Raw genomic sequence first — 14770 nt, forward strand, 5'->3', positions numbered from 1 at the left:
CCATCGCAGGCATGACGTCCGTCATGGGCGTGCAGGCGATCGCCTCATGCCGCGTTGACATCTCAGGGTCCACGATGCCGCCCGGGCTGTGATAGCGTCGGACAGCGTCGGCAACGGGCCGACACGGTACGCATGGAATTCGAGGGAGCTGGAAATGACGAAAACGATGACCCGGACGGCCCGGGCGCAGGGCGGTTTTACGCTGATCGAGTTGCTGGTGGTTGTAGCTATTATTGGGGTTTTGGCAGCGATTGCTGTCCCTCAATACCAGAATTATGTTGAGCGATCAGAGGCGTCGGCTGGCTATTCGACTATCAGGTCGTTACAAACTCCTTACGATGCAGCTATATTTTCTTCAGATACGATTACGGATGTCACCGACCTTGGCATGCAGTCAGATGCAAGTTCTCTGGGTAAAGCGTCAGTATCTCAGGCTGATGGAACCCTGACTTTTACCTTTAATGACAGCGCTGTTTTGCCGGCCAATTCAACAGTAACTCTTACGCGTGACGCTGACGGGGTGTGGACCTGTACTACCGCCAATATTCCGGATCAGGCGATTCCAAATAACTGCTCTGATGAGGCTCCCTAATTCTTAAGAGTTGAAAAAATCTTATGGGCTGCTCGGGATTGCGAGCAGCTCATAAGTTTTAATGTTAATAAAGCGCCTTCTCCTCACTCACCACTTCCTTCAGCAACTCCAGAAATAGCTTGTCCGCTTCCGAATAAGACTCTGGATCGTCCGGAATATGAATGCTGGTGGTGTCGCTGATCTCGTTGGCGATCTGCGCCAGGGCCGCCGGGCCGCTGTCCTGATCCAGGCGCTGGCGGGCGATGACGAGCGACTGCTCGAGGATCGCCGGGTCCTGCAGCAGCTTCTTGATGAAATCCCGCAGTTCGTTGATGACACGGACTTTCTGCATTTCCGAGCTGGCCATGTCTGCCTCTCCACCGTTTGATGACTGCGATGTGACTGGCTGAAACAACATGCCGTGAACGATAGCATGGCCGCGCCGCGCGCGTCAGCGGGCTGGGGCCGATGCTGGACAGGAGGCGTCTGGGTCGTGAGGGGGTGGTTTCTATCTCGTGTGACTTTTTGTTACCAGTGGGTCGATGGCTGGCTTACACTGTCTCGCTAAGCGCTCACTTCGGCGCTGGATGAAACCGGCCGGGTAGTTGGCTCGTATAGGGTAAAGGGAAGCGTGGCACCCGGGACGGTGCCATGCCCCGGTCGCCGAACGCCGCAACCGGCCGAATAGCGGATAGCCAAGAGGAAGTCATGTACGTCAAACGCAATGCGCACGGAGATATTGAACTAGTCAGCCGGCACCTGACGCCGGACTGCACCGAGTACCTGGCCGCCGATGCCAAGGACTGGCGTGCGTTTCTGGCCGAAGAGAGCGGCCCGCGAACGCAGTGGCACGAGTCCGACCAGCAATTCATCCGCGTGCTCGAGGATCTGATCGAGGCGCTGATCGAAAGCGGCACGCTGGATATCGCCAAGCTGCCCGAAGCGGCGCGCAGCAAACTGGCCGACCGGCGGTTGATGCGCTACCAGCAGCAGGTCGACAAGGCGCAGATCGAACTGCGCTATTTTGAAGACCAGCATGAAGAGCATTGAAGCTAGTCCGAAGAGCGCTGAAGCTAGTCCGACCGCCGGCCCGCGAACAGGAAAAATTGCGCTATAGTTGCGGCCCGTTGCCGGATACCAATATCGGGAACGCAAGGCCGAAAACGCAAGGGAACGATTTCAATGGCTTCGATTGCAGTGCCGCACCTGGTGTCAGCGCGCTGGGCGCCGGTGCTCAAGGTGCTGGCCATGCTCTGGCTGGTACTGGCCGCCTTCATGGTGGTGCCGTGGCTGGTGCTGATTGCCGAGCGCGATGGCGATGCGCGGGCCTTCGCACTGTCGCTGGCGATCGTGATGGGCGCGGTGGCGGTCGCGCTGCTGTTGACCTGGCGTGTCGAGATCGAGCTCAGGCCGCGTCAGATGTTCGTGCTGACCACGCTGAGCTGGGTGACGGTCAGTGGCTTCGCCAGTCTGCCGTTGATTCTCGGCGCGCCGCAACTGTCGCTCGCCGATGCGGTCTTCGAGTCGGTCTCGGCGGTCACCACCACCGGTTCGACGGTGCTGGTGGGCATCGAGCGGCTGTCCGACGGGCTCAAGCTATGGCGCGGCATGATGCAGTGGCTGGGCGGTGTCGGCATCATCGTCATGGCGATCGCCATCCTGCCGTTTCTCAAGGTCGGCGGCATGCGGCTGTTCCACACCGAATCCTCGGACTGGTCGGACAAGGTGATGCCGCGCACCGGCGGCATCGCCAAGGCGACCATGACGGTGTACGTGGGCCTGACCGGACTGGCGGTGGTGAGCTACTGGCTGGCGGGCATGCTGCCGCTGGATGCGGTGGTGCTGGGCATGACCTCGCTGTCCACCGGCGGCTTTGCCAACTCCGATGCCTCGTTCGGCGCTTATGCCGAGAAGCCGCTGCTGCTGTGGCTGGGGTCGTTGTTCATGCTCAGCGGTGCGCTGCCGTTCGTGCTGTATATCCGCAGCATGCGCGGCGCGCCTTCGGCATTGTGGTGCGACCAGCAGGTGCGCGGCATGCTGATGTTGCTGACGCTGGCGATCGTCATGCTGACGATCTATCGCGTCATGAGCGGCACGCCGGCCTTCGAGGCGCTGACTCAGGTGGCTTTCAACGTGATCTCGGTGGTCACCACCACCGGGTACGCCGCGGACGATTACACCCTCTGGGGCGGGCTGGCGATCGTGGCGTTCTTCTATCTGACCTTCGTCGGCGGCTGCAGCGGGTCGACCAGCGGCGGGATGAAGATATTCCGTTTCCAGATCGCGCTGCTGATGCTGCGCAACCAGCTGCGCTTTCTGATTCACGGCAACGGGGTGTTCGCCCAGCGCTACAACGCCAGCCTGCTCAGCGACGAGATCGTGCGCGGGGTGGTGGCGTTTTCGTTCTTCTTCTTTCTGACCGTGGCGGCATTGGCGCTGGCGCTGGCGGCGCTGGGGCTCGATCTGGTCACCGCGCTGTCCGGCGCGGCCACTGCGGTGGCCAACGTCGGTCCGGGGCTGGGCGACGTGATCGGCCCGGCCGGCAACTTCTCGAGCCTGCCCGATGCCGCCAAGTGGCTGCTCAGCGTGGGCATGCTGATGGGCCGGCTGGAGATCTTGACGGTGTTAGTGCTGCTGACGCCGATGTTCTGGCGGAAATAGGAGGGAAGAATGGCGCTGCGCGCCTTGAAGAAGTAAGAAAAAAGAAGAACGGCGCTACGCGCCTTGAGGCGTTGTTATCTTCTCTCTTCAGCCCGCAGGGCTCTTCCATCTTCAGCCTTTAATTCGCCCGGCGCGATTGAGAATCGGGTTGGCGTATTGCGCCAGCCACCAGTCGCGCAACTCCTCGGGTACGCCCGCCAGGCGCGCGGCAAAGCGCGTGCGGTCGGCCTCGGTGACTTCGCTCAAGTCGAGCAGCTCGGGGGCCTGGCCGGTGGCCTCCAGCGCCAGCTGATGGCTGGGAAAGGTGTGGTAGTTGCCGAGTACCTGACGGTCGATCTCGGCGGCGACCTGCTCTGGGGTCTCGAAGTCGGCGCTCAGCGGCTCGCCGAAGCTCAGCCGGATGCGCCCCTTGGCGCCGGTGATGCCGGCGACGATCGAGCGGATGTCCTCGAACTCGACCTTCTCATAGCGGCCCTGGGTGTGCACGGCGTGCAGCTCGCGAGCCTTCTGGGTATCGCAGGGATCGTATTCGTAGCTGATCGACACCGGCACCATGCGCAATTCGCGGATCGCGTCGCCGAGGCTGGCGCTCTTGTCGTGCTGACGGTGGGCCATGGTCAGCATCTTGATGATCGCCGGGTCGGCGCGGTCAATGCCGTCCTTGGCGCGGCCTTCGCGCTGGGCCATCCACACCGGATGATTGTCTCGGGTGATCGAATGGCGAATGTAGCCGGACAGCGCCTGGTAGGCGGCCAGCATGGCGCGCTTGCCGCGGGCCGAACGCGGCACGATGAAGCTCTTGTTGAGCCGCATCAGGTCGGTGACGAACGGCTTTTGCAGCAGGTTGTCGCCGATCGCGATGCGCACCGTGTCGCGCCCGGCCTGGTACAGCGCATAGTTGACGAAGGCCGGGTCGAGGGCGATGTCGCGGTGATTGCCGATGAACAGGTAGCCGCGCTGGGGGTCGAGCTTGTCCAGGCCCTCGACCTCGAAGGCGTCGGTGCTGGTGGCGAGCATGCGCCGCATGTAATAGGCGATGTGGTTCTGGAAGTCGCGCACGCTTGTCACGCCGCGCATCTGGCGTTGCAGCTTGTAGCCGGCCAGCGCGCGGGCCAGCCAGGGGGCGTGGCGCGACAGCCGTGGCAGGCGATAACGGGTGATGGCGTCGAGGAACTCGCGGTCGTGGGCGAGACGATCGAGCACCGCGGGGACTTCCGCGTCGTAATAGGGGCGGATGCTGTCGAAATTGTCCGCTGAAGGCTTCTGGGTCATGGCGTCGGCGCGGCGGGGTTGGCTTCGCCACCCAGCCAGTCGATGAGTTGTTCGATGGCGTTGCTGAGTACCTGGGTCATCAGCGCGAAATCGGCTTCCAGGCGCAGTGTCGGGTCGTCGTCGTCCTCGACCTGGGCGGCCTCGTCGAGCACGGCGTCGGCGAAGCGTAGCGACTTGATCGCCAGGTCGTCGTGAAGCACCAGCGACACCGCCTCGTCGATGGTCAGCGCCAGCCGCGTGGCCTGACGGCCGGTGGCGAGAACGGTCTGGATCTCCTCGCCGTCGAGATCGACCTGGCGACCGCGCAGCACGCTCTCGTCGCCGCTGGTGGCCTTGAGTTCGACCTGATCGCCGAGCTCGAGCGCGGCGGGGCGATTGTCGGGCTGGGTCAGCCACTCGGTCATCGCCCGGGTCGGCGTCGTCCTGGTCGCCAGCGGCGTGACCTTGAGGCTGCCCAATGTCTGGCGCAGCAGGTCGAGGATATCTTCGGTGCGCGCACGGCTCGAGGCGTTGACGCCGATCAGCTGGCGCTTTGTATCCCACCACAGGTCGAAGCGCTGGGTGCGCACGAAGGCGCGCGGCAGGAATTCTTCATAGACCTGTTCCTTGAGCGCCTGCTTCTCCTGGCGACGCAGCGGGCGGCCTTCATGGGCTTCCTGCTCGGCGGCGCGGGAGTCGACTTCCTCGCGGACCACCGAGGCCGGCAGCAGGCGCTCCTGGCGCAGCGCCGAGAGCAGGCGGTGGCCGTGAAGCTCGTGCTGCAGTTGCTCGCCGGCGCGTCCCGCGGGTGCGCTCCAGCCCAACCGCCGGGCCTCGCTGCCGCCCAGCGGCCGAAAGGCCTGGGCGTCGAGCGCGGTGGTCATCTCGTCGCTTGTGAGCGGCGGGGCGTCATGCACGCGATAGAGGTGCAAGTGCTTGAACCACATGGTGTCGTTCCGTTGCAAAAGGGGCACATTATGGCTAATCGTCCCGCCGGGTGCCATAGCTCGAGCGACTTCGGTTGGCTCGTCCGTTTGGTTGAGAGTAGTTTTAAACTCTCGTTTGATAGCCAGCCGGGGGCTGGTTAGAATCGAGGCGGCCCAAGCTCATCGCCATTCTCTTATCTCAGGAAACGCTGAATAAATAGGCGAGCGGGCTAGGCGCCCCCAAGTGAAGCGCAAGGCGTACGGAGCACAGGAACCGGAGCATATGGGTTATATGTGAGGATTCCGCCCGGGCTGGCGTGCCAGCACCGCACAACGCAGCGATTTGCCCGCGCAGACATTTATGCAGTTTTCCTCATGCCAAGGATCGCTCGCCATGGACCCCAAAATCGCCCGTTCCACGCTGCGCGTGCGCGGCTTTCATCTCGACGGCTATGCCCACGTCAATAACGCCCGCTACCTGGAGTTTCTCGAGGAGGGGCGCTGGGCGTATTTCGAGCAGCAGTTCGACCTTGCGGCGCTGTTCAATCAGGGCCTGGCCGCGGTCGCCGTCAATCTCAACATCAATTATCGCCGCGCCGCGGTGATCCACGATGAGCTGGAGATACTGACGTCGCTGGCGAGTCTCAACCATCGCAGTGCCGTGATCCACCAGGAGATCAACCGGGTCGGCGACGGCAAGCGCATCGCCGATGCCGACTTTACCTTCGTGCTGCTGGATACCAACACCGGCAAGACCTTGCCGATCGACGGCGAGCTGCGCGCTACCCTGCGCCCCTACGTGCTCGGCGAGCCGCATACGGCTGTCTAGACCGAGGCGCGCAACCGGCGGCGTCAGCGAGCCGACCTCCCCGGCGCTGCCTTAATGGGCCGCGCGATGGTATAATCGCTCGATCGTGTCGCCCCGCGGGGCGCACAGCCTTCGCCTCGTCACCTCATCGGTGCCAGCCGGACGGGAGCGAAGGTTAATCGCTTGCTGTTATGCCAGCGCTTATCAGTCGCAGTGCAAAGGATTCGACGACACATGGGTGACATCGCCAGAGAGATTCTGCCAGTCAATATCGAGGACGAGCTCAAGCAGTCGTACCTCGATTACGCGATGAGCGTGATCATCGGCCGCGCGTTGCCGGACGTGCGCGATGGGCTCAAGCCCGTTCACCGTCGTGTGCTCTACGCCATGCACGAACTGGGCAACGACTGGAACAAGTCCTACAAGAAGTCCGCCCGTGTGGTCGGTGACGTGATCGGTAAGTATCACCCGCATGGCGATAGCGCCGTCTACGACACCATCGTGCGCATGGCCCAGGACTTCTCGATGCGCTACGTGCTGGTCGACGGCCAGGGCAACTTCGGCTCGATCGATGGCGACAGCGCGGCAGCGATGCGTTACACCGAGGTGCGCATGGCGCGGCTTTCCCATGAGCTGCTGGCCGATCTCGAGAAGGACACCGTCGATTGGGTCGACAACTACGACGGCACCGAACGCATTCCCGACGTGCTGCCGACCCGGGTGCCCAACCTGCTGGTCAACGGCGGCTCAGGCATTGCGGTGGGCATGGCGACCAACATTCCGCCGCACAACATGGTCGAGGTGATCAACGGCTGCCTGGCGCTGATCGACGACTACACGCTGACCATCGACGACCTGATGGAGTACATCCCCGGGCCCGATTTTCCCACCGCCGGGATCATCAACGGCAAGGCCGGCATCCTCGACGCCTACCGCACCGGCCGCGGGCGCATCTACGTGCGCGCCCAGTACAGCGTGGAGCACCACGACAAGAGCGGTCGCGATCATATCGTCATCACCGAGCTGCCGTATCAGGTCAACAAGGCGCGGCTGATCGAGAAGATCGCCGAGCTGGTCAAGGACAAGCGCATCGAGGGCATCGCCGAGCTGCGCGACGAGTCCGACAAGGACGGCCTGCGCGTGGTGATCGAGGTCAAGCGCGGCGAGTCCGGCGAGGTGGTGGTCAACAACCTGTTCGCGCATACCCAGCTCGAGACCGTGTTCGGCATCAACATGGTGGCACTGGAAGATGGCCAGCCCAAGACGCTCAACCTCAAGCAGATACTCGAGGCCTTCGTCCGCCACCGCCGCGAGGTGGTGACCCGGCGCACGCTGTTTGAGCTCAAGAAGGCCCGCGAGCGTGGTCACATCCTCGAAGGCCTGGCGGTGGCGATCTCCAACATCGACGAGGTGATCGAGCTGATCAAGGCCTCGCCGAGCGCCGCCGAAGCCAAGGAGAAGCTGCTCGACAAGGCCTGGCAGCCGGGCCAGGTGACCAACATGCTCGAGCGCGCCGGGGCGGTGTCGTGCAAGCCGGAAGGCCTCGAGGAAGGCCTGGGGCTTTCCGGCGACCAGCGCGAATATCGGCTGTCGCCGGCCCAGGCCCAGGCGATCCTCGAGTTGCGCCTGCACCGGCTGACCGGGCTCGAGACCGAGAAGCTGCTCAACGAGTATCTGGGGATTCTCGAGAAGATCGCCGAACTCAGCGCGATCCTGGCCTCCGCCGATCGCCTGCTCGAGGTGATCCGCGAGGAGTTGATCGCGGTGCGCGATCAGTACGGCGACGCGCGCAAGACGCTCATCCAGACCAGCCGACTCGATTTGACCATCGCCGATCTGATCAACGAAGAGGACATGGTGGTCACCATCTCGCGCTCGGGCTATGCCAAGACCCAGCCGATCACCGACTACCAGGCCCAGCGCCGCGGCGGACGCGGCAAGTCGGCGACCGCGATGAAGGACGAGGACGTCATCGAGCACCTGCTGGTGGCCTCGACCCACGACACCGTGCTGCTGTTTTCCAACAAGGGCAAGGTCTACTGGCTCAAGGTCTACGAGATTCCGGCGGCCAGTCGCGGCTCGAGGGGCAAGCCGCTGGTCAATCTGCTGCCGCTGGACGGCGACGAGGCGATCAACGCCATGCTGCCGGTGCGCGAGTATCGCGAGGACAGCTACATCTTCTTCGCCACCGCCAACGGCACTGTCAAGCGCACCACGCTCGACCAGTTCTCGCGGCCGCGTAGCGTGGGGCTGATCGCCATCGATCTGGACGAGGGCGATCGCCTGGTCGGCGCCGCGGTGACCAATGGCGAGGACCACGCCATGCTGCTGTCGTCCAACGGCAAGGCGATCCGCTTCGAGGAAGGCAACGTCCGCGCCATGGGTCGTACCGCGCGCGGCGTGCGCGGCATGCGCCTGCAGGGCGATGCCGAAGTGATCAGCCTGATCATTCCGCGCTCGACGCAGATCGACGACAGCGACCCCAACGACGACGAAAACGCCAGCGCGGACAACGAGGCGATCGAATCGCAGCTCGAGGCCAGTGCTGACGGCAGCGACGAGCAGATCTACATTCTGACCGCCTCGCAGCGCGGCTACGGCAAGCGCACGCGGCTGGAAGCCTTCCCGCTGCGCGGACGCGGCGGCCAGGGCGTGATCGCCATGCAGACCAGCGCGCGCAACGGTGAGCTGGTGTCGGCGATCCAGGTGCACGCCTGCGACGAGATGATGCTGATCACCGATCGCGGCACCTTGGTGCGCACCCGTGTCGAGGAGGTCTCGGCGACCTCGCGCAACACCCAGGGGGTGATGCTGATCCGCCTGGGCGAGGGCGAATCGCTGGTCAAGACCGTGCGCGTCGACGAGCCCAGCGAGGAGCAGGTCGAGGCGGCGATCGAGAGCGAGATTGCACCCGGTGAAGGCGCTGACAGCCAGGCGCTAGCCGAGGATGACGGCGCTGCCGACACCGACGATCTCGGCGACGCTAGCGACGAGCCGGGACCGGAAGAGCCACAGTGAGGCCGGGCCTGGTTCATCCGCGATCGCCGTTTATCGGCGGTCGCTTGGCATAGCTTGCCATGGTTAGTGCGGCCGTTGTAACAGCGCATCAGCTTTTCAGCGAATAGCACTTCAGCGAGAGCACTTCAGCAGAATAAGTTGCGAGAGACGACGCCGATGACACGCCGCTACAACTTCTGTGCCGGGCCGGCCGCGTTGCCCACCCCGGTACTCGAGCGGGCCCGCGAAGAGCTGCTCGACTACCGGGGCCGTGGCCTGTCGGTCATGGAGATGAGTCACCGCAGCCCCGAGTTCACGGCCATCGCCGAGGCCGCCGAGGCCAATCTGCGCACCTTGCTGCGGATCCCCGACAACTATCGGGTGCTGTTCATGCAGGGCGGGGCGACGATGCAGTTTGCCTGTGTGCCGCTCAATCTGCTGGGCGGCGGCGGAACGCCCAACTATCTCGACACCGGCATCTGGTCGGGCAAGGCGATCAAGGAAGCCGACCACCTGGCCGGCTCGCACCTCGCCGCCAGCAGCCGGGCGGGGGGGTATGTCGACGTGCCGGCCAGCGACCGGATCGCGCTGTCCGCGGACGCGGCTTATTTGCATTATTGTCACAACGAAACCATCGGCGGCCTGGCCTACGATTACGTCCCCGACGTGGCGGTGCCGCTGGTCTGCGACATGTCCTCGTCGATTCTCTCGGCGCCGCTCGACGTCTCGCGATTCGGCGTGATCTACGCCGGCGCGCAGAAGAACATCGGCCCGGCCGGGCTGACCCTGGTGATCGTCCGCGACGACCTGCTCGGGCGCGCGCTGCCGCAGACGCCCTCGCTGCTGGACTGGAAGGTCTACGCCGACAACGCTTCGATGATCAATACGCCGCCGACCTACGCCTGGTACCTGGCCGGGCTGGTCTTCGAGTGGCTCAAGGACGACATCGGCGGCCTCGAGGCGATGGCGGCGATCAACCGACGCAAGGCCGCCACGCTGTATGATGCCATCGAGACCAGCGACTTCTACAGCAACCCGATCGCCCCGGCCAACCGTTCGCTCATGAACGTGCCGTTCGTGCTCGCCGACGAGGCGCTCAACGACACCTTCCTCGGCGAGGCCGAGGCGGCGGGGCTGCTCAACTTGAGGGGCCATCGCAGCGTCGGCGGCATGCGCGCCAGCCTCTACAACGCCGTCGGCCAGCAGGCGGTCGAGGCGCTGGTGGCGTTCATGGGCGATTTCGAACAACGTCACGGCTGAACCCAGCCGTAAGCTTGAAGCGGTAAGCTGGAAGTAAAACCAGAAGCGGAACGTTGGCTTCCAGTGCTGTCTCGACCGAGGACTACTGATGAGCGACACCCCTGTCAATCTCGATGCCCTGCGCGAGCGCATCGACGAGATCGATACCCGGATCCTTGAGTTGATCAGCGAGCGCGCCCGGTGCGCGCAACGCGTCGCCCAGGTCAAGACCGCCGACGACCCTCAGGCGGTGTTCTACCGTCCCGAGCGCGAGGCCCAGGTGCTTAGACGCATCATGGCGCTCAACCCCGGCCCGCTGGACGCCGAGGAGATGGCCCGGTTGTTTCGCGAGATCATGTCCGCCTGCCTGGCGCTGGAGCAGCCGGTCAAGGTCGCCTACCTGGGCCCCGAGGGCACCTTTACCCAGCAGGCCGCGCTCAAGCATTTCGGCGAGAGTGCCGTGAGCCTGCCGATGGCGGCGATCGACGAGGTCTTCCGCGAGGTCGAGGCGGGTGCGGTCAACTACGGCGTGGTGCCGGTCGAGAACTCCACCGAGGGGGTGGTCAACCACACTCTGGACTCGTTCATGGATTCGTCGCTGCACATCTGTGGCGAGGTCGTGCTGCGCATCCACCATCACCTGCTGATCGCCGGCACTACCCGGCAGGACAAGATCTCGCGCATCTACTCCCATCCGCAATCCTTCGCCCAGTGCCGCAAGTGGCTCGACGCCCATTATCCACAGGCCGAGCGCGTGCCGGTGTCGTCGAACGCCGAGGCCGCGCGGCTGGTCAAGAGCGAATGGCACAGCGCGGCGATCGCCGGCGACATGGCGGCCAAGCTCTATGAACTGGAGCGGGTCGCCGAGAAGATCGAGGATCGTCCCGACAACTCGACGCGCTTTCTGATCATCGGCCATCAGGACGTGCCGATGTGCGGCACCGACAAGACCTCGCTGGTGGTGGCGATGCGTAACCAGCCGGGCGCGCTGCACGACCTGCTCGAACCGTTCCATCGACATCAGATCGACATGACCCGCCTCGAGACCCGGCCGTCGCGCAGCGGGGTGTGGAACTACGTGTTCTTCATCGACTTCAAGGGCCACGTCGACCAGCCCGAGGTCGCCGCGCTGCTCGACGAGGTGCGCCTGCGCGCCGCCGAGATGAAGGTGCTGGGCTCCTACCCGCAGGGGGTGCTTTAGGTGGTGAAACGCAGCCATGCGGTGGCGAAACGCAGCCACGACACGCTGGAGCGAAGCCATGACGGCGCGCGGCAAGTCGCCGAATCGCGGATCCTGATCGTCGGCCTGGGCCTGATCGGCGGCTCGCTGGCCGCGGCACTCAAGGCCGGCGGCTATCGCGGCGAGATCGTCGCCTGCGATCGCGATCCCGACGAAATCGCCCGCGGCATCGCCATGGGCGTAGTCGACGACGGCAGCAGCGAGTTGGCGCCGTGGGTCGAGGCCAGCAGCCTGATCGTGCTGGCGGTGCCGGTGATGGCCATGCAGGGCGTGATGGCCGCGCTGCGCCCGCTGCTCGACGATCAGGTGATCACCGATGTCGGCAGCACCAAGCTGGCGATTCGCACCGCCGCCGAGGCGGTATTCGGCGCGCTGCCGGCGCGCTTCGTGCTCGGCCATCCGATCGCCGGTTCCGAGAAGAGCGGCGTGGCGGCATCCAACCCGACGCTCTATTGCGGTCACAAGGTGATCCTCACTCCCGAGCCCGACAACGACCCGCAGGCGGTGGCGCGGGTGCGCGCGCTGTGGGCGGCGTGCGGCGCCGAGGTGCTGGAGATGGCCGTCGAGCGTCACGATCAGGTGCTGGCGCGGACCAGCCACCTGCCGCACCTGCTGGCCTTCTCGCTGGTCGACAGCCTGGCGCGCCAGGACGAGCGTCTCGAGATCTTCCGCTATGCCGCCGGCGGCTTTCGCGACTTCACGCGGATCGCCGGCAGCGACCCGGTGATGTGGCGCGACGTGTTCACCGCCAACCGCGACGCGGTGCTCGCCGCGCTCGACGATTTCGAGGCCGGCGTGGCGCGGCTGCGCGTGGCGGTCGAGCGCGGCGACGGCGATGCCATGCTGGCGACGCTGGACCGCGCCAGTCATGCTCGGCACTATTTCGACACCCTTTTGAACCAGACGAGATATCAGGCGATGGAACAACGCAACATCCGCTACCGCGTGCAGCCCGGCGGCAGCGTTCGCGGCACGATCCGCGTGCCCGGCGACAAGTCGATCTCGCACCGTTCGATCATGCTCGGTGCGCTGGCCGAAGGCGTGACCCAGGTGCAGGGCTTTCTCGAGGGCGAGGACAGCCTGGCCACGCTGCAGGCGTTCCGCGAGATGGGCGTGGCGATCGAGGGGCCGCACCAGGGTCGCGTGACCATCCATGGGGTCGGCATGCATGGCCTCAAGGCGCCGGTCGGCCCGCTCTACGTGGGCAACGCCGGCACCGCCATGCGGCTGTTCGCCGGGCTGCTGGCGGGTCAGGCCTTCGATACCGAGTTGACCGGCGACGTCTCGCTGACCAGGCGGCCGATGGGCCGCGTGGCCGATCCGCTGCGCGCGATGGGCGCGGTGATCGAGACCGCCGAGGGCGGTCGGCCGCCGCTCAAGATCAAGGGCGGCCAGGCGCTCAAGGGCATCGATTACGCCATGCCGATGGCCAGCGCCCAGGTGAAATCCTGCCTGCTGCTGGCCGGGATGTACGCCGACGGCGAAACCCGGGTGCGCGAGCCGGCGCCGACCCGCGATCATACCGAGCGCATGCTCAATGGTTTCGGTTATCCGGTTTCCCGCGACGGCGATCTCGCCTGGCTCAACGGCGGCGGCACGCTGACCGCCGGGCCGATCGACGTACCCTCGGACATCTCCTCGGCGACGTTCTTCCTGGTCGCCGCGGCGATCACCCCGGGCTCGGATCTGACGCTCGAGCATGTTGGCGTCAATCCCACGCGGATCGGCGTGATCAACATTCTCAAGGCGATGGGCGCCGATCTCGTGCTTTCCAACCAGCATGAGGTGGGCGGCGAGCCGGTGGCCGACATCCGCGTGCGCTACACGCCGCTCAAGGGCATCGAGATTCCCGCCGATCAGGTGCCGCTGGCGATCGACGAGTTCCCGGCGCTGTTCGTTGCCGCGGCCAGCGCCGAGGGCACCACGCGGCTGCGCGGCGCCGAGGAGCTGCGGGTCAAGGAGTCCGACCGACTGCAGGCGATGGCCGACGGCCTGGCCGCGCTGGGCGTCGAGGTCACCCTCTACGCCGACGGCATCGACATCGTCGGTCGTCTGGACGGTCAGGGCGATGACGGCCCCAGCTATGGCGGCGGGCGCATCGACAGCCTCGGCGATCATCGCATCGCCATGGCGTTCAGCGTCGCCGCGCTGCGCGCCCGCGAGGCGATCGTGATCGATGACTGCGCCAACGTGGCGACCTCGTTCCCGGGCTTCATCGAGCTGGCACGCAAGGTTGGATTGGCGCTCGAAGAGCGGGCCGAGGAGGGTGCATGAGCCAGGACGCTTGCGCCGCGGTGCTCGCCATCGACGGCCCCGGCGGGGCTGGCAAGGGCACGGTCAGCCGGCTGATCGCCGAACGCCTGGGCTGGCATCTGCTGGATTCCGGCGCGCTCTACCGACTCACCGCCCAGGCGGCGCTCAAGCACGGCATCGCCCTCGACGACGAGCCGGCGGTGGCGCGCTTGGCCGGGTCGCTGGATGTCGCCTTTCTCGCCGAGGACGGCGCGGCGCGGGTGGTGCTCGAGGGCGAGGACGTCAGCGCGGCGATCCGTACCGAGGCGATGGGCGAATGCGCCTCCCGGGTTGCGGCACTGGCGGCGGTTCGCCAGGCGTTGCTGGCCCGCCAGCGCGACTTTCAGAAGCCGCCCGGGCTGGTCGCCGACGGCCGCGACATGGGCACCGTGGTGTTTCCCGGCGCGGCGCTGAAGATATTTCTCACCGCCTCCGCCGAGGAGCGTGCCCGCCGCCGCCGCCTCCAGTTGCAGGAAGCGGGCGTGGATGCTAGTCTACCGAGTCTTTTAAAAGAGATTCAGGCTCGCGATGCGCGCGACATGCAGCGTGCCGTGGCTCCGCTCAAGCCGGCCGACGATGCCATTGAGCTGGATACCACCGAGCTGTCGATACCGGATGTGGTGGATCACATTCAGAGGCTGCTTGAGGATCGAAGTCTGATCGCCTCGATCTGAAGTGAAGTCCCCGATGCGACGACGCTTCCGGGTGCCCCCGGCAAGATGTAATGACGTGCTCCGGCAACCTGACCCCATGCGACTGAGAGCCGGATCAGGTCGAACCAGCGC

At 65.2% G+C, this 14770-nt stretch carries 12 protein-coding genes; 9 read left to right on the plus strand and 3 right to left on the minus strand.

Annotation, left to right across the window (positions count from 1 at the left end; translation table 11 throughout):
* Nucleotides 1-154: 154 nt before the first annotated feature.
* Entirely contained in the window at nucleotides 155-592 is a 438-nt protein-coding gene (locus K7I12_RS06495) for a pilin (RefSeq protein ID WP_269438581.1), read from the plus strand.
* A 64-nt stretch (nucleotides 593-656) separates the two neighbouring features.
* Here K7I12_RS06495 and K7I12_RS06500 read toward each other — a convergent pair whose 3' ends face one another.
* Entirely contained in the window at nucleotides 657-938 is a 282-nt protein-coding gene (locus K7I12_RS06500) for a hypothetical protein (protein WP_224421277.1), read from the minus strand.
* Between the two features lie 341 nt (nucleotides 939-1279).
* On the opposite strand from K7I12_RS06500, the gene K7I12_RS06505 reads away from it, so the two are divergent.
* Entirely contained in the window at nucleotides 1280-1621 is a 342-nt protein-coding gene (locus K7I12_RS06505) for a tryptophan synthase subunit beta like protein (RefSeq protein WP_231663548.1), read from the plus strand.
* 132 nt (nucleotides 1622-1753) lie between these two features.
* Nucleotides 1754-3232 carry a TrkH family potassium uptake protein gene (locus K7I12_RS06510; RefSeq protein ID WP_231663550.1) on the plus strand — a complete coding sequence of 493 codons (1479 nt, stop codon included), beginning with the start codon at nucleotides 1754-1756 and terminating at the stop codon, nucleotides 3230-3232.
* Between the two features lie 111 nt (nucleotides 3233-3343).
* Here the strand turns inward: K7I12_RS06510 and K7I12_RS06515 are convergent, their stop codons facing one another.
* The gene (locus K7I12_RS06515) at nucleotides 3344-4504 is read right to left on the minus strand and encodes a 1-acyl-sn-glycerol-3-phosphate acyltransferase (RefSeq protein ID WP_231663552.1); all 1161 of its coding nucleotides are present in this window, start codon (nucleotides 4502-4504) and stop codon (nucleotides 3344-3346) included.
* Nucleotides 4501-5430, minus strand: a complete 930-nt coding sequence (locus K7I12_RS06520; protein ID WP_231663555.1) for a recombination-associated protein RdgC — start codon at nucleotides 5428-5430, stop codon at nucleotides 4501-4503. The genes K7I12_RS06515 and K7I12_RS06520 overlap by 4 nt, the downstream gene beginning before the upstream one ends.
* A gap of 373 nt (nucleotides 5431-5803) precedes the next feature.
* Here K7I12_RS06520 and K7I12_RS06525 point away from each other — a divergent pair, with 373 nt between their 5' ends.
* The 6 genes from K7I12_RS06525 (at nucleotide 5804) to cmk (ending at nucleotide 14659) form a co-directional block, all read left to right on the plus strand.
* Nucleotides 5804-6238, plus strand: a complete 435-nt coding sequence (locus K7I12_RS06525) for an acyl-CoA thioesterase (protein ID WP_231663557.1) — start codon at nucleotides 5804-5806, stop codon at nucleotides 6236-6238.
* 213 nt (nucleotides 6239-6451) lie between these two features.
* Nucleotides 6452-9235, plus strand: a complete 2784-nt coding sequence (gyrA, locus tag K7I12_RS06530; protein WP_231663560.1) for a DNA gyrase subunit A — start codon at nucleotides 6452-6454, stop codon at nucleotides 9233-9235.
* 156 nt (nucleotides 9236-9391) lie between these two features.
* Nucleotides 9392-10474, plus strand: coding sequence for a 3-phosphoserine/phosphohydroxythreonine transaminase (gene serC, locus K7I12_RS06535; RefSeq protein WP_031383045.1), 1083 nt, complete (start codon nucleotides 9392-9394; stop codon nucleotides 10472-10474).
* 88 nt (nucleotides 10475-10562) lie between these two features.
* The gene (pheA, locus tag K7I12_RS06540; protein WP_031383046.1) at nucleotides 10563-11654 is read left to right on the plus strand and encodes a prephenate dehydratase; all 1092 of its coding nucleotides are present in this window, start codon (nucleotides 10563-10565) and stop codon (nucleotides 11652-11654) included.
* Nucleotides 11655-11699: 45 nt separating this feature from the next.
* Nucleotides 11700-13967, plus strand: a complete 2268-nt coding sequence (locus K7I12_RS06545) for a bifunctional prephenate dehydrogenase/3-phosphoshikimate 1-carboxyvinyltransferase (RefSeq protein ID WP_231663608.1) — start codon at nucleotides 11700-11702, stop codon at nucleotides 13965-13967.
* Entirely contained in the window at nucleotides 13964-14659 is a 696-nt protein-coding gene (gene cmk, locus K7I12_RS06550; RefSeq protein ID WP_231663562.1) for a (d)CMP kinase, read from the plus strand. The genes K7I12_RS06545 and cmk overlap by 4 nt, the downstream gene beginning before the upstream one ends.
* Nucleotides 14660-14770 lie beyond the last annotated feature (111 nt).

The organism is Halomonas sp. IOP_31 (assembly GCF_021151495.1).
GTDB lineage: Bacteria > Pseudomonadota > Gammaproteobacteria > Pseudomonadales > Halomonadaceae > Modicisalibacter > Modicisalibacter zincidurans.

What these genes read in the sequence shown, in the direction of transcription:
- K7I12_RS06495 (WP_269438581.1), top strand. Translation starts at nt 155, where the DNA reads ATGACGAAAACGATGACCCGGACGGCCCGGGCGCAGGGCGGTTTTACG.
- K7I12_RS06500 (WP_224421277.1), bottom strand. Translation starts at nt 938, where the DNA reads ATGGCCAGCTCGGAAATGCAGAAAGTCCGTGTCATCAACGAACTGCGG.
- K7I12_RS06505 (WP_231663548.1), top strand. Translation starts at nt 1,280, where the DNA reads ATGTACGTCAAACGCAATGCGCACGGAGATATTGAACTAGTCAGCCGG.
- K7I12_RS06510 (WP_231663550.1), top strand. Translation starts at nt 1,754, where the DNA reads ATGGCTTCGATTGCAGTGCCGCACCTGGTGTCAGCGCGCTGGGCGCCG.
- K7I12_RS06515 (WP_231663552.1), bottom strand. Translation starts at nt 4,504, where the DNA reads ATGACCCAGAAGCCTTCAGCGGACAATTTCGACAGCATCCGCCCCTAT.
- K7I12_RS06520 (WP_231663555.1), bottom strand. Translation starts at nt 5,430, where the DNA reads ATGTGGTTCAAGCACTTGCACCTCTATCGCGTGCATGACGCCCCGCCG.
- K7I12_RS06525 (WP_231663557.1), top strand. Translation starts at nt 5,804, where the DNA reads ATGGACCCCAAAATCGCCCGTTCCACGCTGCGCGTGCGCGGCTTTCAT.
- gyrA (WP_231663560.1), top strand. Translation starts at nt 6,452, where the DNA reads ATGGGTGACATCGCCAGAGAGATTCTGCCAGTCAATATCGAGGACGAG.
- serC (WP_031383045.1), top strand. Translation starts at nt 9,392, where the DNA reads ATGACACGCCGCTACAACTTCTGTGCCGGGCCGGCCGCGTTGCCCACC.
- pheA (WP_031383046.1), top strand. Translation starts at nt 10,563, where the DNA reads ATGAGCGACACCCCTGTCAATCTCGATGCCCTGCGCGAGCGCATCGAC.
- cmk (WP_231663562.1), top strand. Translation starts at nt 13,964, where the DNA reads ATGAGCCAGGACGCTTGCGCCGCGGTGCTCGCCATCGACGGCCCCGGC.